The 22,953-nt window shown below is 67.2% G+C and carries 19 protein-coding genes and 2 tRNA genes; 15 read left to right on the top strand and 6 right to left on the bottom strand.

Annotation, left to right across the window (positions count from 1 at the left end):
• The first annotated feature begins 7 nt into the window (after positions 1 to 7).
• The 4 genes from rimM (at position 8) to DX912_RS01995 (ending at position 2,993) form a co-directional block, all read left to right on the top strand.
• Positions 8 to 547 carry a ribosome maturation factor RimM gene (gene rimM / locus DX912_RS02010; RefSeq protein ID WP_115840764.1) on the top strand — a complete coding sequence of 180 codons (540 nt, stop codon included), beginning with the start codon at positions 8 to 10 and terminating at the stop codon, positions 545 to 547.
• A gap of 8 nt (positions 548 to 555) precedes the next feature.
• Positions 556 to 1,350, top strand: coding sequence for a tRNA (guanosine(37)-N1)-methyltransferase TrmD (gene trmD / locus DX912_RS02005; RefSeq protein ID WP_115840763.1), 795 nt, complete (start codon positions 556 to 558; stop codon positions 1,348 to 1,350).
• Between the two features lie 115 nt (positions 1,351 to 1,465).
• Positions 1,466 to 1,861 carry a 50S ribosomal protein L19 gene (gene rplS / locus DX912_RS02000; RefSeq protein ID WP_115840762.1) on the top strand — a complete coding sequence of 132 codons (396 nt, stop codon included), beginning with the start codon at positions 1,466 to 1,468 and terminating at the stop codon, positions 1,859 to 1,861.
• A 166-nt stretch (positions 1,862 to 2,027) separates the two neighbouring features.
• Positions 2,028 to 2,993 carry a Mut7-C ubiquitin/RNAse domain-containing protein gene (locus DX912_RS01995; protein WP_220340744.1) on the top strand — a complete coding sequence of 322 codons (966 nt, stop codon included), beginning with the start codon at positions 2,028 to 2,030 and terminating at the stop codon, positions 2,991 to 2,993.
• A 4-nt stretch (positions 2,994 to 2,997) separates the two neighbouring features.
• Here the strand turns inward: DX912_RS01995 and DX912_RS01985 are convergent, their stop codons facing one another.
• Positions 2,998 to 4,464, bottom strand: coding sequence for an MATE family efflux transporter (locus DX912_RS01985; protein WP_115840761.1), 1,467 nt, complete (start codon positions 4,462 to 4,464; stop codon positions 2,998 to 3,000).
• A 180-nt stretch (positions 4,465 to 4,644) separates the two neighbouring features.
• Here DX912_RS01985 and DX912_RS01980 point away from each other — a divergent pair, with 180 nt between their 5' ends.
• The gene (locus DX912_RS01980; RefSeq protein WP_115841030.1) at positions 4,645 to 5,031 is read left to right on the top strand and encodes an RNA-binding S4 domain-containing protein; all 387 of its coding nucleotides are present in this window, start codon (positions 4,645 to 4,647) and stop codon (positions 5,029 to 5,031) included.
• Between the two features lie 27 nt (positions 5,032 to 5,058).
• On the opposite strand, the gene DX912_RS01975 is transcribed toward DX912_RS01980, so the two are convergent.
• The 3 genes from DX912_RS01975 to mutS all read right to left on the bottom strand — a co-directional run bounded on the left by DX912_RS01975 (position 5,059) and on the right by mutS (position 10,900).
• Positions 5,059 to 5,676 (bottom strand): DUF937 domain-containing protein, encoded by a 618-nt coding sequence (locus tag DX912_RS01975; protein ID WP_115840760.1) that lies wholly within the window; start codon positions 5,674 to 5,676, stop codon positions 5,059 to 5,061.
• A 123-nt stretch (positions 5,677 to 5,799) separates the two neighbouring features.
• Entirely contained in the window at positions 5,800 to 7,974 is a 2,175-nt protein-coding gene (gene katG, locus DX912_RS01970) for a catalase/peroxidase HPI (protein ID WP_115840759.1), read from the bottom strand.
• Between the two features lie 349 nt (positions 7,975 to 8,323).
• Complete coding sequence (gene mutS / locus DX912_RS01965) at positions 8,324 to 10,900, bottom strand: DNA mismatch repair protein MutS (protein ID WP_181902671.1); 2,577 nt, start codon at positions 10,898 to 10,900, stop codon at positions 8,324 to 8,326.
• A 144-nt stretch (positions 10,901 to 11,044) separates the two neighbouring features.
• On the opposite strand from mutS, the gene DX912_RS01960 reads away from it, so the two are divergent.
• From DX912_RS01960 to DX912_RS01925, 8 genes are all read left to right on the top strand, one after another.
• On the top strand, positions 11,045 to 11,545 hold the full coding sequence (locus DX912_RS01960) for a CinA family protein (RefSeq protein WP_115840758.1): 501 nt from the start codon (positions 11,045 to 11,047) through the stop codon (positions 11,543 to 11,545).
• 68 nt (positions 11,546 to 11,613) lie between these two features.
• Positions 11,614 to 12,270, top strand: a complete 657-nt coding sequence (gene lexA, locus DX912_RS01955; RefSeq protein ID WP_115840757.1) for a transcriptional repressor LexA — start codon at positions 11,614 to 11,616, stop codon at positions 12,268 to 12,270.
• A 242-nt stretch (positions 12,271 to 12,512) separates the two neighbouring features.
• A complete protein-coding gene (gene recA, locus DX912_RS01950) occupies positions 12,513 to 13,547 on the top strand; it encodes a recombinase RecA (protein ID WP_115840756.1) in 1,035 nt (344 codons plus the stop codon).
• Positions 13,548 to 13,584: 37 nt separating this feature from the next.
• Positions 13,585 to 14,091: a recombination regulator RecX gene (gene recX, locus DX912_RS01945; protein ID WP_115840755.1), complete on the top strand. Its 507-nt coding sequence runs from the start codon at positions 13,585 to 13,587 to the stop codon at positions 14,089 to 14,091.
• A gap of 326 nt (positions 14,092 to 14,417) precedes the next feature.
• Positions 14,418 to 17,051 carry an alanine--tRNA ligase gene (alaS, locus tag DX912_RS01940; RefSeq protein ID WP_115840754.1) on the top strand — a complete coding sequence of 878 codons (2,634 nt, stop codon included), beginning with the start codon at positions 14,418 to 14,420 and terminating at the stop codon, positions 17,049 to 17,051.
• A gap of 136 nt (positions 17,052 to 17,187) precedes the next feature.
• Positions 17,188 to 17,394, top strand: a complete 207-nt coding sequence (gene csrA, locus DX912_RS01935) for a carbon storage regulator CsrA (protein ID WP_115840753.1) — start codon at positions 17,188 to 17,190, stop codon at positions 17,392 to 17,394.
• Between the two features lie 67 nt (positions 17,395 to 17,461).
• A tRNA-Ser gene (locus tag DX912_RS01930) sits at positions 17,462 to 17,554 on the top strand.
• A gap of 202 nt (positions 17,555 to 17,756) precedes the next feature.
• A tRNA-Arg gene (locus DX912_RS01925) sits at positions 17,757 to 17,833 on the top strand.
• Between the two features lie 90 nt (positions 17,834 to 17,923).
• Here DX912_RS01925 and DX912_RS01920 read toward each other — a convergent pair.
• Positions 17,924 to 18,970 carry an NAD-dependent epimerase gene (locus tag DX912_RS01920; RefSeq protein WP_115841028.1) on the bottom strand — a complete coding sequence of 349 codons (1,047 nt, stop codon included), beginning with the start codon at positions 18,968 to 18,970 and terminating at the stop codon, positions 17,924 to 17,926.
• A gap of 2 nt (positions 18,971 to 18,972) precedes the next feature.
• On the bottom strand, positions 18,973 to 20,241 hold the full coding sequence (tviB, locus tag DX912_RS01915; RefSeq protein ID WP_425477891.1) for a Vi polysaccharide biosynthesis UDP-N-acetylglucosamine C-6 dehydrogenase TviB: 1,269 nt from the start codon (positions 20,239 to 20,241) through the stop codon (positions 18,973 to 18,975).
• A 384-nt stretch (positions 20,242 to 20,625) separates the two neighbouring features.
• On the opposite strand from tviB, the gene DX912_RS01910 reads away from it, so the two are divergent.
• On the top strand, positions 20,626 to 21,372 hold the full coding sequence (locus tag DX912_RS01910; RefSeq protein ID WP_181902670.1) for a 4'-phosphopantetheinyl transferase family protein: 747 nt from the start codon (positions 20,626 to 20,628) through the stop codon (positions 21,370 to 21,372).
• Positions 21,373 to 21,507: 135 nt separating this feature from the next.
• Positions 21,508 to 22,902, top strand: coding sequence for a TIGR03013 family XrtA/PEP-CTERM system glycosyltransferase (locus DX912_RS01905; RefSeq protein ID WP_233433440.1), 1,395 nt, complete (start codon positions 21,508 to 21,510; stop codon positions 22,900 to 22,902).
• Positions 22,903 to 22,953: the final 51 nt, after the last annotated feature.

Here is a 22,953-nt window from a genome sequence, read left to right as displayed (position 1 = left end):
GATCGATATGACGGGCGCCTCCTCGGAGCGCACCGGATCCCAAGAGCGCCGGATCCTGTTAGGCAGGATTTCCGGCGCTTTTGGCATCAGGGGCGAAGCAAAACTCGAATCCTGGACGGAACCGCGTGACGCGATCTTCCGCTACCAGCCCTGGATCCTGCGCGACGCGCAGGGCAACGAGACCGAAGTGCGTGGCGTGCGCGGCAAGCTGAGCGGCAAGTTCACCGTCGCCAGCTTCCCGCACATCACCGATCGCGACGCCATCGAGGCGATGCGCGGCACCGAGATCTACGTGCCGCGGTCGGCGCTCCCGCCGCCGAGCGAGGGCGAGTACTACTGGGTCGACCTGGAAGGCCTGCGCGTGGTCACGATCGAAGGCGTCGCGCTCGGCACCGTCTCGCACCTGTTTTCCACGGGTGCCAACGACGTGCTAGTCGCGCGCGACGACGAGCGCGAACGCATGATTCCCTTCGTCCAGCCGCAGTACGTCACGTCGGTGGATTTCGACGCCGGCGTGGTGACGGTGGACTGGGATCCGGACTTCTGAAAGCCGCCATGCGCATCGACATCGTCAGCCTGTTTCCGGATTTCGTCGCGCAATGCGCGGCGTTCGGCGTGGTCGGGCGAGCGGTCGAGCGCGGGCTGCTGTCGGTGCACGGCTTCAATCCACGCGATTACGCCGAGGGTAATTACCGCCGCGTCGACGATCGCCCCTTCGGCGGCGGTCCCGGCATGTTGATGCTGGTCGATCCGCTCCGCGCGAGCCTGCGCGCCGCGCGCGAAGCCGACCCGGCGCCGGCGAAGGTGGTCTACATGAGCCCGCAAGGCGCGCCGCTGACGCAGGCCAAGGTGCGTGAACTCGCCGGCCGCGAGCGCCTCATCCTGCTGTGCGGACGCTACGAAGGCATCGACGAGCGGCTGATCCGGGCCGAGGTGGACGAGGAAATCTCCATCGGCGACTACGTGCTGTCCGGTGGCGAACTGGCCGCGGCGGTGATCGTGGACGCGGTCGCCCGGCTGCGCGAGGGCGTGCTGGGCGATGCCGAGTCCGCTGTGCAGGACAGCTTCGAGGACGGACTGCTGGACTGCCCGCACTACACGCGGCCGGTCGAACATGAATTCGGCACGGTTCCCGAGGTGCTGATGTCGGGCAACCACGCCGAGATCGCCAAGTGGCGCCGGATGCAGTCGCTGGGCCGGACCTGGCAGCGCCGGCCGGACCTGCTGGACGAGGCGGCGCTGTCGAAGGCCGACCGCAAGCTCCTGGCCGCCTACCGGGCCGCGCTGGAGGCCGAAGGGTCCGGGCAGGCGCCCCAGGACCCCGCCCAGGACGGCCCCGGGACGCCGTAAGCCCTAGCCACGCAAGAAAAAAAGCCGCTATAATCCGCGGCTTCCATTCGCTCCACCCATGCCAGACGCGGGTCCACGTGCACTCGCGCTACAACGACTCCAACAGGCCAAAGCCATGAACAAGCCCTCCATCCACACGCTCCTCCAGACCTTCGAAGCCGAGCAGATCCAGCGCCAGCTTCCTTCCTTCAGCCAGGGCGACACCGTCGTCGTCAACGTGAAGGTCAAGGAAGGCAACCGTGAGCGCGTCCAGGCCTATGAAGGCGTGGTCATCGGCATCAAGAACGCCGGCCTGAACTCGTCGTTCACCGTGCGCAAGATCTCGCACGGCTACGGCGTCGAACGCGTGTTCCAGACCCACAGCGCCACCATCGCCTCGGTCGACGTGAAGCGTCGCGGCAAGGTGCGCGCGGGCAAGCTGTACTACCTGCGTGGTCTGCAGGGCAAGAAGGCGCGCATCAAGGAAGACCTGGCCGCCTACGCCAAGACCGACGCCAAGTCCGCCGAGTAATCCTCGCGCGACGGGCCCAGCGCCCGCGTCGATCCAACGGCCGCCTCCGGGCGGCCGTTGTCGTTTCCGGCCTTCGAAACCGGGCGCAACGCTTCTTCCCGCGATGCCCACGCGCGTCGGCGTAGCGTTCGCGATGCGATCGCGTGATCGCGCGACGGATTCCGACGTGGCCAGCCTGCTTCACCGCAGTCCGCAATCGACGTGCGAGTTCCGCTTCTACGAGGAACTCGGCGATTTCCTCGCGCCCGCGCGGCGCAAGCGCAGTTTCCTGCACGCCTTCGACGGCACGCCCTCGGTGAAGGACCGCATCGAATCGCTCGGCGTGCCGCACACCGAGGTCGACCTGATTCTGGTCGACGGCGAGCCCGTGCCGTTCTCGCATCGCCTCACTGGCGGCGAACGCGTCGCGGTGTATCCGATGTTCGAACGCTTCGAGCTGGGCGAAGCCAACCGCCTGCGTCCCGCGCCGCTGCGCGAGCCGCGTTTTGTGCTCGACGTGCACCTGGGGCGCCTGGCGTCGTACCTGCGGCTGCTCGGCTTCGATGCGCTGTATCGCAACGATTACGAGGACGACGAACTCGAGCGCATTTCGCGCGCGCAGCATCGCATCCTGCTCAGCCGCGATACCGGGCTGCTCAAACGTTCGGCCGTCACGCACGGTGCATTCCTGCACGCGACCGACCCGCGTCGCCAGTTGCGCGAAGTGCTGGATCGTTTCCAGCTCGACTCACGCATCGCGCCGTTCACGCGTTGCGCGCGCTGCAACGGGACGGTTGAAGCGCTGGACATGATGTCGATGGCTCAGCCGCCAGACGATCCCGATCGCGACCATCCCGACGAACGCGAGCCGCCGCCGGGTGAACCCGAGCGCCGCGATCCCGATCCGGGCGAACCGGAGCGCCGCGATCCCGGACGCGCGCCGCCGACGGGCGATCCGGTTTCACCGCCGGATATTCGCGATCCCACGCCTCCGAAGCCCGAAAAACAAGGGCGCAACGACGTGCCAGCGAACGTGCTCTCCGGCCACGGCGCCACGCTCAGCCGATGCGGCGACTGCGGGCAGATCTACTGGCCCGGCAGCCACCTCGCGCGACTTCGCCAGCGTCTGGCCGAAGTCGGCGTGTCGATCTGACGACTCAACGCGCCAGCGCGTCGTCCGGTTCCGCACTCGGATCGGCGACGGGCGAGGGCGGCGTTGCCGGAACTTCTGCCGGCGACGCGACCTCGTGGCGATCCGGCACCAGCATCCGCGCCTTACGCCACCCGCCGAAGCGGTAGTACGCGAGCGCCATCACCATCGAGCACAGGGCGCTGATCGGGAAGCTCCACCAGATCGCATCCACGCCGATGCGCGGCTGCATGAAATCGGCGAACGGCACGCGGATGCCCCACAGCGCGATCACCAGGATGATCAGTGGCGGTACGACCGCGCCGGTCGAACGCACGACGCCCGACACCACGAACGTCACGCCGAAGAAGAGGAACGACCACACCGCGATGTGGTTGAGATGGCGCGCGACCTCGAGCGCGTCGCTGCCGTCGGGCAGGAACAGCGACAGCGTCCAGCGATCGAACACGATCAGCGGCACGATCAGGGCGCCGGTCATCAGGAAGTTCATCAGCACGCCCGCGCGCGCGGTCGCCGATACGCGATCCCAGCGGTGCGCGCCGACGTTCTGCGCCGCCATCGACGAGCACGCCGCCCCTACCGCCATCGCCGGCATCTGCACGTAGGTCCAAAGCTGCAACGCGGCGCCATACGCGGCGGTGGTCTGCGTGCCGTGCTGGTTGACCATCGTCATCATGGCGATCATCGCCAGCGAGATCAGCACCATCTGCAGGCCCATCGGCACGCCCTTGACGATGAGCGATCGCAGGATCGTACGGTCGATGAGGAAGTAGCGCGCGTCCTGGCGGCCGAGCCACAGCACGTGGCGCTTGTGGCGCAGGTAGAAGAGCAGGGCGATGAGCGTGGTGGTCTGCGCGACGAGCGTCGCCCACGCCGAGCCGGCGATGCCGAGTTTCGGGAACGGCCCCATGCCGAAGATCAGCACCGGATTGAGCACGATGTCGAGCAGTACCGCGACCAGCAGGAAGCGGAACGGCGTGCGCGCATCGCCCGCACCGCGCAAGGCGGCCGACAGGAACGCGAACGCGTACAGCGCCGGCATCGCGAGGAAGATCACGCGCAGGTAGTCCTCGGCCAGGTGCAGCGAGGCTTCGGGCGTTCCCATCGCCGCGAGCAGGTGCCGCGAAAACCATTGGCCGCCCGCCGCGATGACGATCGACAGGCCGATGAAGAACGTCGCGCTGGTACCCATCACGCGCCGCGCCTGCGTCAGGTCGCGCGCGCCCATCGCCTGCGCGATCAGGATCGTCGCCGCCATGCCGATGCCGAACACCGAACCGATCAGGAAGAACATGATGTTGTTGGCGTTCGCCGTCGCCGTCAGCGCTTCCTCGCCGAGAAAGCGGCCGACCCAGACCGCGTTCACCGAGCCGTTCAGCGACTGGGCGATGTTGCCGGCGAGGATCGGCAGGGCGAAGGCGAACAGGTTGCGGCCGATGGGGCCTTCGGTGAGGTTGTGCGAGGTGGGCGCCATGCGAGGGTGGGCTTCCGCGACGTGAAGAGGCGGCACGGTAGCACCGTCGATGAGAACGGCGCGCCATGTCCGACGACACGCGCGGCGATGACACCGACCCTGCGATAATTGCTTACAGCCCGGGACACCTTTGCCGGGCATTCACCGGACCGAGCTGTGAACGACGTACCCGATGCCTCCGTGCCTTCCGTTCGCCTGGACCTGTGGTTGTGGGCGGCACGCTTCTTCAAGACGCGATCGCTGGCCAAGCACGCGATCGACACCGGCAAGATCGAGATCGGCGGCCAGCGCGCCAAGCCGTCGCGCGCCGTGCGCGTGAACGATGCGCTGCGCATCGTGCGCGGCGAGGAAATCTTCGAAGTCGACGTGCGCGGCCTGAGCGACACGCGCGGGCCGGCGAGTGTCGCGCAGACGCTGTATGCGGAAACCGAGGCCTCGCGCCAGGCGCGCGAAGCGGCGCGCGCGCTGCGCGTCGCCGAGCGCACCGGCTACCGTGCACCGGAAACCAAGCCGGACAAACGCGCGCGGCGTCTCATCCGCGCGTTGGGTGACATCGACGCGATGTAAGTCGCTAGGCGTTTCTTGGCGCGACGTTCAGCGCCGTCCGCCGCCGAGGAACGATCCGGCCAGTCCGATCAGATCGGAAAAGTCCGTATCGCCATCGCCATCGCGATCGAGCACGGCGCCCATCAGCGAACCGCCGACGCCGCCCTGCTGCGCGATCGACTGGCGCTCCTGGCCGAGCACGTCGCCCAGTTGTTGCGGCGATGCAGCCAGACCGGAGCCGCCCGCGTTGCCGGCGAACATGCGCTTGGCGAGGTAGGCCATCACCAGCGGTGCGAGCATCTGCAGCAGCGAACTCGCCTGGCCCTGGCCGAGGCCCGTCGCGACGCCCAGTCCCTGCGCGGCGTTCTGCTGGCGACCGCCGAGCACGTGACCGAGGATCGAACCGCCCTGGCCACCACCGCCGAGTACCGAGCCCAGGACGCTGCCGATATCGAGCCCGGCGTGATCGCGCTGCAACGCGCCGAACAGCGCTTCGGCACCCTGCGGTTGGCTCGCGTTGCGGCCAAGTGCGCCGAGCAGCAGCGGCAAGGCCGCCGACACGGCGTTCTCCGTCTGCGAAGGCGACAGCCCGAGCTGGTTGCTGATGTCGGCCAGCGGTTGTCCCTGCAGTTGGCCGAGCAGGTCGTTGGTCAGCGGCGTGTTCATGGCGACGACTCGATGTGGGGGCGTTGATGCTAGCGCCGCGACGTTCAGTCGTCGTGATGGCGTGAAACGAAAAAAAAAGCCCGGCGGAATTCCGCCGGGCTTTGCTCTCCATCGCGATGGGTGTCAGGCTGCCAGATCGTAGCGGTCGAGGTTCATCACCTTCGTCCACGCGGCGACGAAATCGTCGACGAACTTGCGACCACAGCCCTTGGTTGCATACACCTCACCGTAGGCGCGCAACTGCGAGTGCGAGCCGAAGATGAGATCAACGCGGGTGCCGGTCCACTTCTTCTCGCCCGTCTTGCGATCGAAGCCCTGGAACACGGCCTCGTTGTCCGTCGTCGACTTCCACTCCGTATCCATGCTCAACAGGTTCACGAAGAAGTCGTTGGACAGCGTGCCCGGACGATCGGTGAACACGCCGTGCGGCGTCTGGCCGAAGTTGGCGTCGAGCGCGCGCAGGCCACCCACGAGTACCGTCATTTCCGGTCCGGTCAGCGTGAGCAGCTGCGCCTTGTCGATGAGCTGCGATTCGGCCAGCACCCCGGTCTTGTACTTGAGGTAATTGCGGAAGCCATCGGCGTGCGGTTCGAGCACGGCGAAGGAGGCCACGTCGGTCTGTTCCTGCGTCGCATCGGTACGGCCCGGCGCGAACGGCACGGTGACGTCGTGACCGGCGGCCTTCGCGCCCTTTTCGACGCCGGCGTTGCCGGCGAGCACGATGAGATCGGCCAGCGACACCTTCTTGCCGCCGCTGTTGAACCCGGACTGGATGCCTTCGAGCACGTTCAGCACCTTGGCGAGGCGCTCGGGCTGGTTGACCTCCCAGTCCTTCTGCGGCGCCAGGCGGATCCGCGCGCCGTTCGCGCCGCCGCGCTTGTCGGAGCCGCGGAACGTGGACGCCGACGCCCACGCGGTGGACACCAGCTCCGGCACGGTGAGACCCGAGGCGAGGATCTTCTGCTTCAGCGCCTGCGCGTCCGCTTCGTCGATCAGCGGATGCTCGGCGGCCGGCACCGGGTCCTGCCAGATCAGTTCCTCGGCCGGCACTTCCGGACCGAGGTAGCGCGAACGCGGCCCCATGTCGCGATGCGTGAGCTTGAACCACGCGCGTGCAAAGGCGTCGGCGAATTCGTCCGGACGTTCCAGGAAACGTCGCGAGATCTTCTCGTACGCCGGATCCTCGCGCAGCGCGATGTCCGTGGTCAGCATCGCTGGAGCGCGGCGCTTGTTCGGATCGTGCGCATCGGGAACGGTGTTCGCGCCCGCGCCACCCTTGGGCTGCCACTGGTGCGCGCCGCCGGGGCTCTTGGTGAGTTCCCACTCGTAGCCGAACAGGTTCCACAGGAAATTGCTGCTCCAGCGCGTCGGCGAACTGGTCCAGGTCACTTCCAGGCCGCTGGTGATCGCATCGCCCGCGATGCCGGTGCCGTGCGTGCTGTGCCAGCCCAGGCCCTGCGCGACGATGTCATCGCCTTCCGGATCTACGCCGACGCTCTTCGGATCACCCGCGCCGTGCGTCTTGCCGAAGGTGTGTCCACCTGCGATGAGCGCGACGGTCTCCTCGTCGTTCATCGCCATGCGCGCGAACGTCTCGCGGATGTCGTGAGCGGCGGCCTTCGGATCGGGATTGCCGTTGGGGCCTTCGGGATTGACGTAGATCAGGCCCATCTGCACCGCGCCCAGCGGGTTGTCGAGCTGGCGTTCGCCCGAGTAGCGGCGATCGCCGAGCCACTCTTCCTCCTCGCCCCAGAACACGTCCAGGTCGGGTTCCCACACGTCCTCGCGACCGCCGGCGAAACCGAAGGTCTTGAAGCCCATCGTTTCCAGCGCGACGTTGCCGGTAAGGATCATCAGGTCGGCCCACGAGATCTGCTGGCCGTACTTCTGCTTGATCGGCCACAGCAGGCGACGCGCCTTGTCCAGGCTCACGTTGTCCGGCCAGCTGTTCAACGGTGCGAAGCGCTGCTGGCCGCGGCCGCCGCCGCCACGGCCGTCGAAGATGCGGTACGTGCCCGCGCTGTGCCAGGCCATGCGGATGAAGAGCGGGCCGTAGTGACCGAAGTCCGCCGGCCACCACGGCTGCGAGTCGGTCATCAGGTCGGCGAGGTCCTTCTTCAGGCCCTCGTAGTCGAGCTTCTTGAATTCTTCGGCGTAGTTGAAGTCCTTGCCCATCGGGTCGGACTTGGAAGAGTGGTAGTGGAGCAGGTCGACGCGGAGCTGGTTCGGCCACCAGTCCCGATTGGTGCGGCCGCCGCCGACGGTGTGTTTGAAAGGACACTTGGTTTCGAGGGACATCTGCTCTCTCCTGGGTTCGGGCCTGGGGTCGTGCGTCAAACGGCGAAGGTTCAACGATGGCTGGGGCGAGCGCGTGCCGAAGCCTTCCCGCATTGCAACGCGGGTACGTGACGTGCAACCCCTCGGCGACACCTTAGTGAGGTTGCACGAGCAGATGAAATCGAATGAATCGAACGATCCGATACGCGCCGGCTATTGCGGCGCGTGCGGAAAAACAAAAACGTAATGACGCTCGGCGGGCGGACGTCGGCGTCGCGTTCGAGCAGGGCACAAAGTTACACGGCGCCCTCCGGCGCCGCGTGGGTAGAGAGCAGTGCGCCGACGGACGGCGGGCGTCGTGCGTTCGCGATCAGCCCAGCGCCTTGAGGCGATACAGCGCTTCCAGCGCCTGCTTCGGCGTGAGGTCGTCCGGATCGATCGAAGCCAGTGCGTCCAGCGCCGCGGAGGAGGGCGCGAACAGGCCGAATTGCTGCGGTGCATCCAACGCCACCGGCGCGAGCGACGGCGTGGGCGCATCGCGGCTCTGCTGTTCCAGTTCCGCAAGGCGACCGCGCGCCTGCTGCACGACGGCCTTCGGCAGGCCGGCCAGCGCGGCGACCTGCAGGCCGAAGCTGCGATCGGCCGGGCCGTCCTTCACCGCGTGCATGAAGACGAGCTGGTCGCCGTGTTCGACGGCATCCAGGTGCACGTTCGCGATGCCGCTGCCCGGTTCGGCCAGGCGCGTGAGTTCGAAGTAGTGCGTGGCGAACAGCGTGTAGGCGCGATTATGGTGCGCGAGATGACGCGCGCACGCATCGGCCAGCGCAAGGCCGTCGTACGTCGACGTTCCGCGGCCGATCTCGTCCATCAGCACGAGCGACTGGCTGGTCGCGTGATGCAGGATGTAGCTGGTCTCGCTCATTTCGACCATGAAGGTCGATTGCCCGCGCGCGAGGTCATCGCCTGCACCAATGCGCGTCAGGATGCGGTCGATCGGGCCGATCACCGCGCGCGAGGCGGGCACGAAACTGCCGATGTGCGCGAGCAGTACGATCAGCGCGTTCTGCCGCATGTAGGTGGATTTACCGCCCATGTTCGGACCGGTGATCACCAGCATGCGTCGGCTTTCGTCGAGCATCAGGTCGTTGGGCTCGAACGGATCGTTGCGCACGGCCTCGACGACCGGATGGCGCCCACGTTCGATGCGGATGCCCGGCTCGTCGACCAGCTGCGGTTGCGACCAGTCCAGCGACTGCGCGCGTTCGGCGAAACAGGCAAGTACGTCCAGTTCGGCCAGTGCCGCGGCGCAGCGCTTGAGCGGCTGCAGGCGCTCGTTCAGTGCATCGAGCAGCTGTTCGTACAGCAGGCGTTCGCGCGCTAGCGAGCGTTCGCGCGCGGAGAGCACCTTGTCCTCGAACTGCTTCAGTTCCTCGGTGATGTAACGCTCGGCGCCGGTCAGCGTCTGGCGCCGCGTGTAATGCGTCGGCGCCTTGTCGGACTGGCCCTTGCTGATCTCGATGTAGTAACCGTGGACACGGTTGTAGCCGACCTTCAGCGTCGCGATGCCCGTGGCGGCCTTCTCGCGTGCTTCCAGGTCGATGAGGAACTGGTCGGCGTTGGTCGACAGCGTACGAAGCTCGTCGAGTTCCGCGTCGTAGCCTTCGGCGAAGATGCCACCGTCGCGCGCCAGCACCGGCGGCTGCGGCACGATCGCCGATTTGAGCAGGTGCGCGTGGTCGTCGTGTTCGCCCAGTTCGGCGGCGAGTTCGGCTAGGCACGGGGAATCCAGCGGCGCGAGCAGCGTGCGGACGTCGGGCAGCATGTTGAGGCCATCGCGCAGCGTCGACAGATCGCGCGGACGCGCGCTACGCAGTGCGATGCGCGAGAGGATGCGTTCCAGGTCGCCGAGCGCGCGGAAGCTTTCGCGCAACGTATCGCCACAGCGCGATTCGATCAGCGTCGCGACGGCCTGCTGGCGATGGCGCAGCACGCTGCGATCGCGCAGCGGACGATGCAGCCATCGGCGAAGCAGGCGGCCGCCCATCGGCGTGATAGTCGAATCCAGGATGCCGAGCAGCGTGTGACGCGTGTCGCCGTCGACACGCGTGTCGAGCTCAAGATGACGACGCGTGGCGGCGTTCATCGCGATGGCGCCGTCGCCGGATTCCACCGCGATCGACGTCAGGTGCGGCAACCGCTGCTTCTGCGTTTCCTCGACATAACCCAGCAGCGCGGCCGCGGCGGCGGTGGACAGCGGCTTGTCCTCGAGCCCGAAGCCCGACAGGTCGTGCAGGTTGAAGAAGCGCAGCAGCTGGCGACGGCCGCTGTCGGCATCGAACAGCCACGGCGCGCGGCGACGCACGCCGGTGCGTTCGGCGATCCACGGCTGCCAGCCGTCTTCGTCGGCGATGAGCGTTTCGGCCGGTTCCAGGCGCGCGATTTCCGCCTCCAGCGCGTCTTCGTTCGCCACTTCGTTGACGAGGAAGCGGCCGCCGGCCAGGTCCGCCCACGCGATGCCATAACCGTTCTTGCCGCGCGCGACGGCGAGCAGCAGCGTGTCGCGACGTTCGTTGAGCAGCGCTTCGTCGGTCACCGTGCCCGGCGTGACGATGCGCACCACCTTGCGTTCGACGATGCCCTTGGCAAGCGCGGGGTCGCCGATCTGTTCGCAGATCGCCACCGATTCGCCCAACGCCACCAGCCGTGCGAGATAGCCCTCGGCCGAATGGTGCGGCACGCCGGCCATCGGGATCGGCTGGCCGGCCGACTGGCCGCGCTGGGTCAGCGTGATGTCCAGCAGCCGCGCGGCCTTGCGCGCGTCATCGAAGAACAGCTCGTAGAAATCGCCCATGCGGAAGAACAGCAGCACGTCCGGGTGCTCCGCCTTCGCGGCGAAGAACTGCTTCATCAGGGGCGTGTGTTCCTGCGGCCGCTCGGCTTGGCTCATGGATCGGAAATCTGCTGCGTTGGACGGCGCCGGCGGCCCGGCGAGGGGGCACTAGGCTAGCAGCCGCGGGCGTCGTTGGTGGCCGCTGCATCCGTGGCGATGCGGTCAAGGGAGCGGCAAGTCGGAGCGGCTATCATCGACGCCATGAAAAACGACGTCACCGATGCCTCCCTGCTGCGCCTGGCCGAACAGGTCGCCGAAGCCGCCCGCGCCCATCGCCAGACCCTGGTCACCGCCGAAAGCTGCACGGGCGGTTGGATCGCCAAGATGCTGACCGACATTCCCGGTTCGTCCGGCTGGTTCGAATGCGGCATGGCGGCCTACAGCTACGAGGCCAAGCAGGCGCTGCTGGGCGTGCGCCCGCAGACGCTGGAAACGCACGGGGCGGTGAGCCGCGAGACAGTGATCGAGATGGTGTCCGGCGCACTCGTGCATTCGGGCGCGACGCTGGCCGTGGCAGTCACGGGCATCGCCGGCCCCGGCGGCGGCACCGAAGACAAGCCGGTCGGCACCGTCTGGATCGCCTGGAAGCGTCGCGGCGGCTACCCGACGGCGGTGACCTTCCATTTCGACGGCGACCGCGACGCGGTGCGTCGCCAGACCGTCGCCGCGGCGCTTCACGGGCTGGCCGAACTGATGGCCTGACCCGCGGCCGCCGGGCCGGGTCGGCGGGGCTGTTGACTTCGCCATTCGCGTTAGTAGTATTGCTACTAATGGACATCACCGACACCCAGCGCGCCATCCTCGCCCTCATCGCCGAGCGCATCGAGGCCGAGGGCGTTCCGCCGTCGCAGACCGAGATCGCCCGCGCCATGGGCTTCAGCAGCGTCCGCGCGGCGCAGTACCACCTGGAAGCGCTGGAACAGGCCGGTGCCATCCAGCGCATGCCGGGACGCGCCCGCGCGATCCGGCTGTGCGCCGCGGTCGAGCCGGTGTCCGACTCCCTGACGGTCCGGCACGTCGACGCCGGCGAAGCCGCGAACGATGCGCTGCGTCTTCCCGTGCTGGGGCAGGTCGCCGCAGGCCGTCCGATCGGCGCCGACATCGGCTCTGACGACTTCGTCCTGCTCGACCGCGTCTTCTTCTCGCCCACGCCCGATTACCTGCTCAAGGTGAAGGGCGACTCGATGCGGGACGAGGGCATCTTCAGCGGCGACCTGATCGGCGTGCATCGCACGAACGACGCGCGCTCGGGCCAGATCGTGGTCGCGCGCATCGACGACGAGATCACCGTGAAGCTGTTGAAGATCGGCAAGGACCGCATCCGCCTGCTGCCGCGCAATCCCGACTACGCACCTATCGAGGTCGAGCCGGGCCAGGACTTCGCGATCGAAGGCCTGTACTGCGGCCTGGTAAGGCCGAATCGGTGAAACCGAACGGGTCAGCGATGACCGATGAATTTCCGGGCGAATTCCGGACCGACGTCAGTGGCGTTCCGGGGCAGGGTGCGGGGTTTTCCCACACCCTGTCCCGGACACCCCTCATGGCCGGCCGGCGATCGCCCACGCAATCTGGACATGGCCGTGGGCGCGTCTCAGCCCGTGCGATACGCGGCCGCTAGATTGCATCCCGAGCAACGACTTCCGCCACTGACACTGAAGGAAACACCACGATGGACGACAACAAGAAGCGCGCGCTCTCAGCCGCACTGGGCCAGATCGAAAAGCAGTTCGGCAAGGGCTCGGTGATGCGCATGGGCGATCGCACGATCGAAGCGACGGAAGTCATCGGTACCGGCTCGCTGATGCTCGACATCGCGCTGGGCATCGGCGGCCTGCCGAAGGGCCGCGTCGTCGAGATCTACGGCCCGGAATCCTCGGGCAAGACCACCCTCACGCTGCAGGCCATCGCCCAGTGCCAGAAGGCCGGCGGCACCTGCGCCTTCATCGACGCCGAGCACGCGCTCGACCCGATCTACGCCGCCAAGCTTGGCGTCAACGTCGACGACCTGCTGGTCAGCCAGCCGGACACGGGCGAACAGGCGCTGGAAATCGCCGACATGCTCGTGCGTTCGGCGGCGGTCGACATGGTCGTGGTCGACTCCGTCGCCGCGCTGACGCCGAAGGCCGAAATCGAAGGCGAGATGGGCGACCAGCTGCCGGGCCTGCAGGCTCGACTGATGAGCCAGGCGCTGCGCAAGCTCACCGGCAACATCAAGCGCTCCAACTGCCTGGTGATCTTCATCAACCAGCTGCGCATGAAGATCGGCGTGATGATGCCGGGCCAGAGCCCGGAAACCACCACCGGCGGCAACGCGCTGAAGTTCTACGCCTCGGTGCGCCTGGACATCCGTCGCATCGGTTCGATCAAGAAGGGCGACGAGATCATCGGCAACCAGACCCGCATCAAGGTCGTGAAGAACAAGCTGGCGCCGCCGTTCAAGCAGGTCGTCACCGAAATCCTCTATGGCGAAGGCATCTCGCGCGAAGGCGAGCTGATCGACATGGGCGTGGAGGCCAAGCTGGTCGAGAAGTCCGGCGCCTGGTACAGCGCGTACGACGAGCGCATCGGGCAGGGCAAGGAAAACGCCCGTCAGTACCTGAAGGAAAATCCGCATATCGCCGAGCGCCTGGAAACGGCCCTGCGCGAGAAGTTCGTGCCGGCCGAAGCCAACCGCAGCGAGGAAGACGACGGCCAGGACGACTGATCGTCCCGGCTGAGTGGCATGAAGGCAGGTTCGCGGCATGCATGACGATCCGAACGATGGAAGCACCGGGGCCAACGGTCCCGGTCGCAGGCGCCGGGTTCGTGAGCAGACCCCGGTGCAACGGGCACTGGGGCTACTCGCGCGGCGCGAGCATTCGCGCAAGGAGCTGAACCGGAAGCTGACCTCGCGCGGCCTGGACGCCGGGGAGGTCGGGGCCGCCGTCGACCGCCTGGCGGGCGAGGGCTGGCAGGACGACAGCCGCTTCGCCGAAAGCCTCGTGCGCAGCCGCGCGGCCAGTGGCTACGGGCCCCTGCGGATTCGTGCCGAGCTCTCCACCCACGGCCTGGATGGCGAGGCCATCGCCGTGGCCATGGGGACCTTCGAGGGCAACTGGAAGGAAAATGCCCGCGATCTGGTCCGTCGCCGGTTCGGAAAGGCGCTGGACGAGTTGGCGGTTCGCCGGAAGGCGGCCGATTTCCTGATCCGTCGCGGCTTCGACGGCGACAGCGTGCGTGCCGCGACCCGGCTGGATCTGGACGACTGATCTAGCGGAGGAAGGGCGCAGGTCGTAGCCCCCGAGTTTCAACGGAGCGATTGCCAAGCACGTGTGGCGCGACTTCCCTCCGGGGTCATCGCGTTCGGCCCGAGAGGGCGCAGGCAACCGGCCGCGCCCCGGCGCCCGATCCGCTGCATTCAGCCTCCGGATCTTCAACCAGCGCGTGTCACCGCTGCCAAGCGCGGCGCGGGCCGTCCTGCTACGCTAGCCGGCTTTCGGGTTCGGGTTGCCTGCTCCTGTCGACGTCCCCACTAGATGAGGACACGGGACGGTCCGGGTGGTCCGGCCCTGTCCCCGAACTTCGCGCGCCAGGCATGAAAACCACTACCGAAATCCGCAGCGATTTCCTCGAATTCTTCCGTGGAAAGGCACACACAATCGTTCCGTCCGCACCGCTGGTGCCGGCGAACGACCCGACGTTGCTCTTCACCAACTCGGGCATGGTCCAGTTCAAGAACGTCTTTCTCGGCAGCGAGAAGCCTGGCTACGTGCGCGCGGCCGACGTGCAGCGCTGCCTGCGCGCCGGCGGCAAGCACAATGACCTTGACCAGGTCGGCTACACCGCGCGCCACCACACGTTCTTCGAGATGCTGGGCAACTGGTCGTTCGGCGACTACTTCAAGGAAGACGCCATCACCTGGGCCTGGGAACTGCTGACCAAGGTCTGGGGCCTGCCGGCCGAACGCCTCACCGTCACCGTGTATCACACGGACGACGAGGCCTACGCCATCTGGAACAAGAAGATCGGCGTCCCGGCCGAGCGCATCGTCCGCATCGGCGACAACAAGGGCGCGCCGTTCGCCTCGGACAACTTCTGGCAGATGGCCGACACCGGCCCCTGCGGTCCGTGCACCGAGATCTTCTACGACCACGGCGCGCACATCGCCGGCGGCCCACCGGGTTCGCCCGACGAGGACGGCGATCGCTTCATCGAGATCTGGAACCTGGTGTTCATGCAGTTCGATCGTCAGCCCGATGGCACGCTCGAACCGCTGCCGGCGCCGTGCGTGGACACCGGCATGGGGCTTGAGCGTCTCGCCGCTGTGCTGCAGGGCGTGCATGGCAACTACGAGATCGACCTGTTCCGCCACCTGATTGCCAAGGCCGCGGAATTCACCTCCACCGCGGACCTCGACAACAAGTCGCTGCGCGTGATCGCCGATCACATCCGCGCCTGCGCCTTCCTCATCGTCGATGGCGTGCTGCCGAGCAACGAAGGCCGCGGCTATGTCCTGCGCCGCATCATCCGTCGCGCGCTGCGCCACGGCTGGATGCTCGGCCAGAAGGGCCCGTTCTTCCACCGCATGGTCGCACCGCTGGTCGAAGTGATGGGCGATGCGTATCCCGAACTCACCGCCAAGCGCGAGTTCGTCGAACGCGCGCTGCTGGCCGAGGAAGAGCGCTTCGCCGAAACGCTCGACGCCGGCATGCGCATCTTCGATGAAGTCGCCGCGCGCTCGAACACCACGATCCCCGGCGTCGACGCGTTCCGCCTGTACGACACCTACGGTTTCCCGGTCGACCTGACCGCCGACATCGCGCGCGAGCGCGGCCTGTCGGTGGACATGGCGGGTTTTGAAGCCGCCATGGAGCAGCAGCGCGAAACCGCGCGCGCCGCAGGCAAGTTCGGCAACGCCGCGACGATGCCGGCCGAACTCGCCGCGCAGCTGGCGCCGACGCAGTTCCTCGGTTACGAACAGCTGTCCGACGAGGGCCTGGAGATCGTCGCGCTGCTGAAGAACGGCCGCGCCGTCGATCGCATCGAAGCCGGCGAAGAAGCGGCGGTGATCCTCGATCGCACGCCGTTCTACGCCGAAAGCGGCGGCCAGGTCGGCGACACCGGCGACCTGGAAGCCGGCGACGCGCGCTTCGCCGTGCGCGATACGGTGAAGTTCGCGGGCCAGTTCCACGGTCACGTCGGCACGCTGGCCAGCGGCTCGCTGAAGCGTGGTGACCGCATTCGTGCCACGGTCGACACCGTGCGCCGCGCGGCCACGGTCCTCAACCATTCGGCCACGCACCTGCTGCATTCGGCACTGCGTTCGGTGCTCGGCGATCACGTCGTGCAGAAGGGTTCGCTGGTCGCGCCCGATCGCCTGCGTTTCGACTTCTCGCACTTCGCGCCGGTGAGCGCGGGCGAGCTGGCCGAGATCGAGCGTCGCGTCAACGCGGAAATCCGCCGCAACCACGCTGCCGAAGTGCACCACATGGGCATGCAGGAGGCGCTGGATTTCGGCGCGATGGCGCTGTTCGGCGAGAAGTACGGCGACAACGTGCGGGTGTTGCGCATGGGCGACACCTCGACCGAACTCTGCGGCGGCACGCACGTTTCGCGTACCGGCGACATCGGCCTGTTCAAGATCGTGTCCGAAGGTGGCGTGTCCGCCGGTGTGCGCCGTATCGAGGCGCTGACGGGGCAGGGTGCGCTGGACTTCGTCGCCGAGGAAGAGCACCGACTCGACGAGGCGGCGCGCCTGCTGGGCGGCAACGCGGCCGACGTCTCCGACAAGCTGCGCAGCCTGCTCGATCGCCAGAAGAAGCTCGAGCGCGAGCTCGAATCGCTTAAGGCCAAGGCCGCCTCGGGCGCGACGTCGGACCTGGCGTCATCGGCCGCGCAGGTCGCCGGCGTCAAGGTCGTCGCCACGCGGCTGGAGGGTTTCGACGCCAAGGCGTTGCGCGATGCGGTCGACCGCCTCAAGCAGCAGATGGGCGATGCGGTGATCGTCCTGGCCGGTGCGAGCGAGGGCAAGGCCGCGCTCGTGGCCGGTGTGAACGGAAGCGCGGCCGGCAAGGTGAAGGCGGGGGAACTCCTCGCACACGTCGCCAGTCGGATCAATGGCAAGGGCGGTGGTCGCCCGGACATGGCGCAGGGCGGTGGCGACGACGGCCCGGCCCTGGTCCAGGTCCTCGCCGAGGTTCCGGCCTGGGTCGAGAGCAAGCTTGGCTGAATGGTGAACGCTGGCCACTTGCGGTTGCGAGGGCGTTTGGCCCGCCGCTAAGATGGTTCACGTTTGTGTTTCGAAAACGGGGAGCTCCCGGAGCTCCCACATGCCGGCCTGGAAAGGCGGCCATAGGAGATGTTAGATGCTGATCCTGACGCGTCGCGTCGGTGAGACCTTGATGATCGGCGACTCGGTGACCGTCACCGTGCTCGGCGTCAAGGGAAACCAGGTGCGTATTGGTATTACCGCGCCGAAAGATGTTGCAGTCCATCGCGAAGAGATCTACCAGCGTATCCAGCGTGGCGAGGAGCCCGCGGACAACGATTCGGGCAAGCACAACGCCGGCTGAGAAATCGTTTGCCGTCGGCGGAGCGAGCCGCTATCCTTTGCGCCCGCACCGTTCTTGATGTTTCCGCGGAGACTTGCCCGAGAGGCCGAAGGGGCTCCCCTGCTAAGGGAGTATGGGGTCAAAAGCTCCATCGAGGGTTCGAATCCCTCAGTCTCCGCCAGTTCCATCGACCGGCCGGATCGGCCGCCAGGATGCAACGCATGCTGGCCTTGCACGACGCGATCAGCGACGTGCATGCGATCCAAGCGGTCGCACGTATCCGCGCGGTACGTGCACTGTTGAAGCGCCTCCAACGGCTTCGACAGAAATGTTCGAAAAATGTTTGACGAATCGGCAACGATCCTTCATAATTTTTCAACTCAGCGCCCGTAGCTCAGCTGGATAGAGCACCAGGCTACGAACTTGGTGGTCGGGAGTTCGAATCTCTCCGGGCGCGCCATACAAGACAAAAAGGCCGATGCGAAAGCATCGGCCTTTTTGTTTGCGTTTCGAGCGCGCGTTGGCACGCGACGCATTGCGAATCGTTGACTCACACCGCGACGGCCGCCGACGCGTCGCGCGTGTCGCGCACACCGTAGTACTCGCGATACCACGCGACGAACCGCGCCACGCCATCCTCCACCGTCACGCTCGGCGCGTAGCCCATGTCGCGTGCGAGATCGGTGCAGTCCGCCTCGGTCGCCGGCACGTCGCCGGCCTGCAGCGGCAGCATGCGCAGCGTCGCCTTGCGTCCCAGGCACTGCTCCAGCACCTCGATGTAGCGCAGCAGTTCGACGCTCTGCGCGCTGCCGATGTTGTAGAGCCGGTACGGCGCAACGCCGCTGCTCGAAGGATCGGGAGTCGTGCCATTCCACGTGTCGTCTACGCCCGGCACGCGATCGAGCGCGCGCACCACGCCGGCGACGATGTCGTCGATGTAGGTGAAGCTGCGCTTGTGGCGTCCGTGGTTGAACACCGGAATCGGCTCGCCCGCGAGGATCGCGCGCGTGAACAGGAACAGCGCCATGTCCGGCCGACCCCACGGGCCGTAGACGGTGAAGAACCGCAGACCCGTGCACGGCACGCCGTAAAGGTGCGCGTAGCTGTGCGCCATCGCCTCGTTCGCCTTCTTGGTGGCGGCGTAGAGCGTGAGCGGATGTTCGGTGGATTGATGTTCCGAGAACGGCATCGCGGTGTTCGCGCCATAGACCGAACTGGTCGATGCATACACCAGATGCTCGACGCCATGGCGCCGCGCGCCTTCGAGCACATGCAGGAAGCCGGTCACGTTGCTCGCCACGTACACGTGCGGATTCTCCGCCGCGTAGCGCACGCCGGCCTGCGCGGCCAGGTTCACCACGCGCTGCGGGCGATGTTCGCGGAACAGGGCTTCAACGGCATCCCGATCGGCCAGGTCGCCGTGCACATGCGTGTACGCGGGATGATCCGCGAAGCGCGCCAGTCGCGCGCGCTTGAGCGCGACGTCGTAGTAGTCGTTGAGGTTGTCGAAGCCGATCACCTCGTCGCCGCGCGCCAGCAGCGCCTGCGCGACGTGCGACCCGATGAAGCCGGCGGTTCCCGTTACGAGGACTTTCATCGTCACAGGCGTCCGTCCACCGCGTCGCGGGGCAGCACGTATTTCACGTCGTAGACGATCGACGTCGGCTTGCCGTACGCCCGCACGCCGTCGGCGCCGAGTTGCGCGAACTCGCGATGCGCGACCGCGACGATCACCGCGTCGTATGACCCGTGTTCCGGCGCACCGTTCATCGCCAGTCCGTACTCGTGCGATGCATCGTGCGCGTTCACCCATGGGTCGTGCACGTCGACCTGTGCGTTGTAGCCACGCAGCGCGTGGACGATGTCGACCACGCGCGTGTTGCGCAGGTCCGGGCAGTTCTCCTTGAACGCAAGCCCGAGCACCAGAATGCGCGCCTGCACGGGATTGATGCCACGGCGCACCATCAGTCGCACGACTTCGCTGGCGATGTACGCACCCATGCCGTCGTTGGTGCGGCGGCCGGCGAGGATCACGTCGGGGTGGTGGCCGATCTCCTGCGCCTTGTGTGTCAGGTAATACGGGTCCACGCCGATGCAGTGGCCGCCGACCAGCCCCGGCCGGAAGGGAAGGAAATTCCACTTCGTGCCCGCCGCCTGCAGCACTTCCAGCGTGTCGATGCCGAGCTTGTTGAACAGGATCGCGAGGTCGTTGACCAGCGCGATGTTGAGATCGCGCTGCGTGTTCTCGATGACTTTCGCCGCCTCCGCGACCTTGATCGAACTGGCCTTGTGCGTGCCGGCCTCGATGATCGAACCGTAGAGCGCATCGACGAAATCCGCCGCGCGCGGCGTCGAGCCCGACGTGATCTTCAGGATGCGCGTGAGTCGATGTTCCTTGTCGCCCGGGTTGATGCGCTCGGGGCTGTAGCCGGCAAAGAAGTCGCGGTTGAACACCAGGCCGGACGCGCGCTCCAGGATCGGCACGCAGACTTCTTCGGTGCAGCCGGGATACACGGTGGACTCGTACACCACGACGTCGCCGCGCTTGAGCACCTGGCCCAGCGCCTCGCTCGCGCGCACCAGCGGGCCGAGGTCCGGGCGCTTGGCGGCGTCGATCGGCGTGGGCACCGTGACGATGTAGACGTTGCACCGCTGCAACATCCCCAGGTCGCTGCTGCAGCGCAGCCGCTTGGCCTGCGCGAGTTCGTCCGCATCGACTTCCAGCGTGCTGTCGCGCCCTTCGCGCAGTTCGACCACGCGTTGCGCGTTGATGTCGAAACCGACCGTGTCGAAGCGGCGGCCGAAGGCCACAGCCAGCGGCAGTCCGACGTACCCCAGTCCGACGACGCCCAGGCGCACCGTGTCCAGCGTGGGCAAGGCGGCCACGCCGGGTTCGTCGTGCGTGGCGATGTCGGCGCGGGCGGCCCCGTCTGCGCGGTGCGATTCCAGGATGGCCCGCTGGACCAGCCGTTCCCCGATCTCGGTCGTGTCCATTCGTTCACTCGTTCGTTGGCGTGACGGCCGCCGGCTTCGCCCGCGGTCGCCTTGATGCACCTAACGCACTCGCGGGCCGCGACAGGACGCGGACGCGGCCGTGTCCGCCTTCGAGCGATGGCTGCGTTCGTGTTCGTTGAATCCGGATCGTCGATTCGGAGCAGGCACCGGCAGGACCGGACAGGGGGCGAGGTGGCGGTCGCATGGCGACAGGCAACATCGGCGTGCTCGTTGCGCGACGCGTTCGCGTGCGGGCCGATGGCGCCCGGCGCCTGTGCGACCGCCGTCATCGCGTTGCGCCCGTGGCATCCCTGGCGCGACGAGGCGTGGTCGCTGCTGGACGCTTCCGAACGCCAGCGCGCAGGCCAGCGGCGTTTTGCCGACGACCGCGAAGCGCTCGCGCTGACCTATGCGCTCCACCGGCTGTTCGTGGCCGCGTCGCTGGGCGTCGCGCCGGAATCGATCACGATCGCCCGCGATGCCGAAGGCGCGCCGTACCTGCCCGGCATCACGCTGCACGGCCACGCCGTGCACACCAGCCTGAGCCATGCCGACGGTGTCGCCGCGTTCGCGCTTTGCGCGCTCGGACCGGTCGGCATCGACATCGAAGCCGCGTTCCGCGCGTCCGAATTGCCCGGCATCGCGACGAGCGTGTGCCATCCGTCCGAACTCCAATCGCTGGCGAACCTGCCCGAACCGGCGCGCAGTCGTGCGCTGCTGGCGCTGTGGGTTCGCAAGGAAGCGCTGCTCAAGGCCGAGGGCATCGGCCTGGCGCGCGAGATGTGCAGTTTCCACGCCGCCGCCGGCGGGGAATTCATCCTGGCCGGGAGCGCGCGGGAACTTCCTGCGGCGTGCAGCGTGCGCCTGGCCATGCTCGATGTAGGCGAGCGATGGACCGCGGCCGTAGCGGCGCCGCGCGAGGCCGCGGTCGAATGCCTGCAATTGCATCCCCACGATCCACCCGCTGGCCGGAGTGCCGGCGGAAGGTCGTTGTCCTTGTCGTGACTGCGTCGCACAGGGGACGTCATGACCATGACGCGCGACGCCCGGCCCCGGCCGGCACTTCTCCGGAACCTTCCAACGGCTGTCTGTCGGACGTGCGTGCGCGATGGCGCGCGCACCGCGTAGGAGTGCGGTCCCATGATGTTCGGAAAGGCGAGTCTGAAGAACCGGGCGTTGCTGCTTCTGTGGCTGCTCGAAGTGCTGCTGGTGATGGCGGCGGTGATGGGCGCGGCGTGGCTGCGCTTCATGAACGACCCCGAAGGCCACGAGATCTTCTCCGAGAACCTCACCGTGCGCGCGTTGCTGGTGGCGGCGTTCGTCACCACCGCGATGGCGGCGTTGGGGTTGTACCAGGTGCATGTGCGGCTCAATCGCTTCGAGTTCGCGCTGCGGCTGCTGGTGTCCTTCGCCATCGGCGGCATCGGGCTGATGGTGCTGTATTACCTGATCCCGAACGCCTACATCGGTCGAGGCGTCATCGTGATCGCGATGATCCTTGGCCTGATCGGCATGGCGGCGCTGCGCTTCTGCGTGATGCACGTGTTCCGCGGCGACCTGTTCAAACGCCGCGTGCTGGTGCTTGGCGCGGGCCATAACGCGGACCTGATCAACACGCGCATGCGTCGCGGCAGCGATCGGCGCGCGTTCTCGCTGATCGGCTTCGTGCCGATCGAAGGGCAGGAAGCCTGCGTGCCCGACTCGATGCGCGTTGCCGCGCCCGATGGCTTGGCCGACATCGTGCATCGCTTGCAGATCAGCGAAGTCGTGGTCGCGCCGGACGAACGTCGCGGCGGGCTACCGATGGAGGAGATGCTGACCTGCGTGCAGCGCGGCGTGGCGATGACCGATCTGTCCACGTTCTTCGAACGCGAAGCGGGCCTGGTCACCACGAACCTGTGCGATCCGTCGTGGCTGGTGTTCTCGGGCGGTTTCGATCATTCGACGTCGCGCTGCATGAACAAGCGGCTGTTCGACGTGCTCGCGGCGTCGGCGCTGCTGCTGATCGCGTGGCCCTTCATGGTGCTGGTGGCAGCGCTGATCCGCCTGGAATCCAGCGGCCCGATCCTCTACCAGCAGACGCGCATCGGCGAAGGCGGGCGGCCGTTCGAGCTGATCAAGTTCCGCAGCATGCGCGTGGATGCCGAAGGCGACGGCGTGGCGCGATGGGCGCAACGCGGCGACGACCGCACCACGCGCGTGGGCAAGTTCATCCGCCTGACGCGACTGGATGAATTGCCGCAACTGTTCAACATCCTGCGCGGCGAGATGAGCATCGTCGGCCCGCGCCCGGAACGTCCGCAGTTCGTCGACATGCTCAGCCGCGAGATCCGTTATTACGCCGTGCGTCATTGCGTGAAGCCCGGCCTGACGGGCTGGGCGCAATTGAGGTACCCGTACGGCGCGTCCGTGCGCGACGCGGAAGAGAAGCTGAAATTCGACCTGTTCTACGTCAAGAACCACGGCCTGGTGTTCGACCTGATCATCCTGTTGCAGACGGTCGAAGTGGTGTTGTTCCAGCGCGGGTCCAGGTAACCAGACGCGGACGAGGATCCAGCGCCTCGGTGCCGAGGCCAGGCCGGAGTC

Source organism: Lysobacter soli (assembly GCF_003382285.1).
In the GTDB taxonomy this organism is placed as follows: domain Bacteria; phylum Pseudomonadota; class Gammaproteobacteria; order Xanthomonadales; family Xanthomonadaceae; genus Lysobacter_J; species Lysobacter_J soli.
The sequence above is the reverse complement of the archived record's forward strand: the minus strand, read 5'-3'. Positions and strand labels throughout refer to the sequence as shown.

Bases quoted from the DNA above. Each gene is read 5' to 3' on its own strand.
- rimM (WP_115840764.1), top strand. From the start codon at position 8: ATGACGGGCGCCTCCTCGGAGCGCACCGGATCCCAAGAGCGCCGGATC.
- trmD (WP_115840763.1), top strand. From the start codon at position 556: ATGCGCATCGACATCGTCAGCCTGTTTCCGGATTTCGTCGCGCAATGC.
- rplS (WP_115840762.1), top strand. From the start codon at position 1,466: ATGAACAAGCCCTCCATCCACACGCTCCTCCAGACCTTCGAAGCCGAG.
- DX912_RS01985 (WP_115840761.1), bottom strand. From the start codon at position 4,464: ATGGCGCCCACCTCGCACAACCTCACCGAAGGCCCCATCGGCCGCAAC.
- DX912_RS01975 (WP_115840760.1), bottom strand. From the start codon at position 5,676: ATGAACACGCCGCTGACCAACGACCTGCTCGGCCAACTGCAGGGACAA.
- katG (WP_115840759.1), bottom strand. From the start codon at position 7,974: ATGTCCCTCGAAACCAAGTGTCCTTTCAAACACACCGTCGGCGGCGGC.
- mutS (WP_181902671.1), bottom strand. From the start codon at position 10,900: ATGAGCCAAGCCGAGCGGCCGCAGGAACACACGCCCCTGATGAAGCAG.
- DX912_RS01960 (WP_115840758.1), top strand. From the start codon at position 11,045: ATGAAAAACGACGTCACCGATGCCTCCCTGCTGCGCCTGGCCGAACAG.
- lexA (WP_115840757.1), top strand. From the start codon at position 11,614: ATGGACATCACCGACACCCAGCGCGCCATCCTCGCCCTCATCGCCGAG.
- recA (WP_115840756.1), top strand. From the start codon at position 12,513: ATGGACGACAACAAGAAGCGCGCGCTCTCAGCCGCACTGGGCCAGATC.
- recX (WP_115840755.1), top strand. From the start codon at position 13,585: ATGCATGACGATCCGAACGATGGAAGCACCGGGGCCAACGGTCCCGGT.
- alaS (WP_115840754.1), top strand. From the start codon at position 14,418: ATGAAAACCACTACCGAAATCCGCAGCGATTTCCTCGAATTCTTCCGT.
- csrA (WP_115840753.1), top strand. From the start codon at position 17,188: ATGCTGATCCTGACGCGTCGCGTCGGTGAGACCTTGATGATCGGCGAC.
- DX912_RS01920 (WP_115841028.1), bottom strand. From the start codon at position 18,970: ATGAAAGTCCTCGTAACGGGAACCGCCGGCTTCATCGGGTCGCACGTC.
- DX912_RS01910 (WP_181902670.1), top strand. From the start codon at position 20,626: ATGGCGCCCGGCGCCTGTGCGACCGCCGTCATCGCGTTGCGCCCGTGG.
- DX912_RS01905 (WP_233433440.1), top strand. From the start codon at position 21,508: ATGATGTTCGGAAAGGCGAGTCTGAAGAACCGGGCGTTGCTGCTTCTG.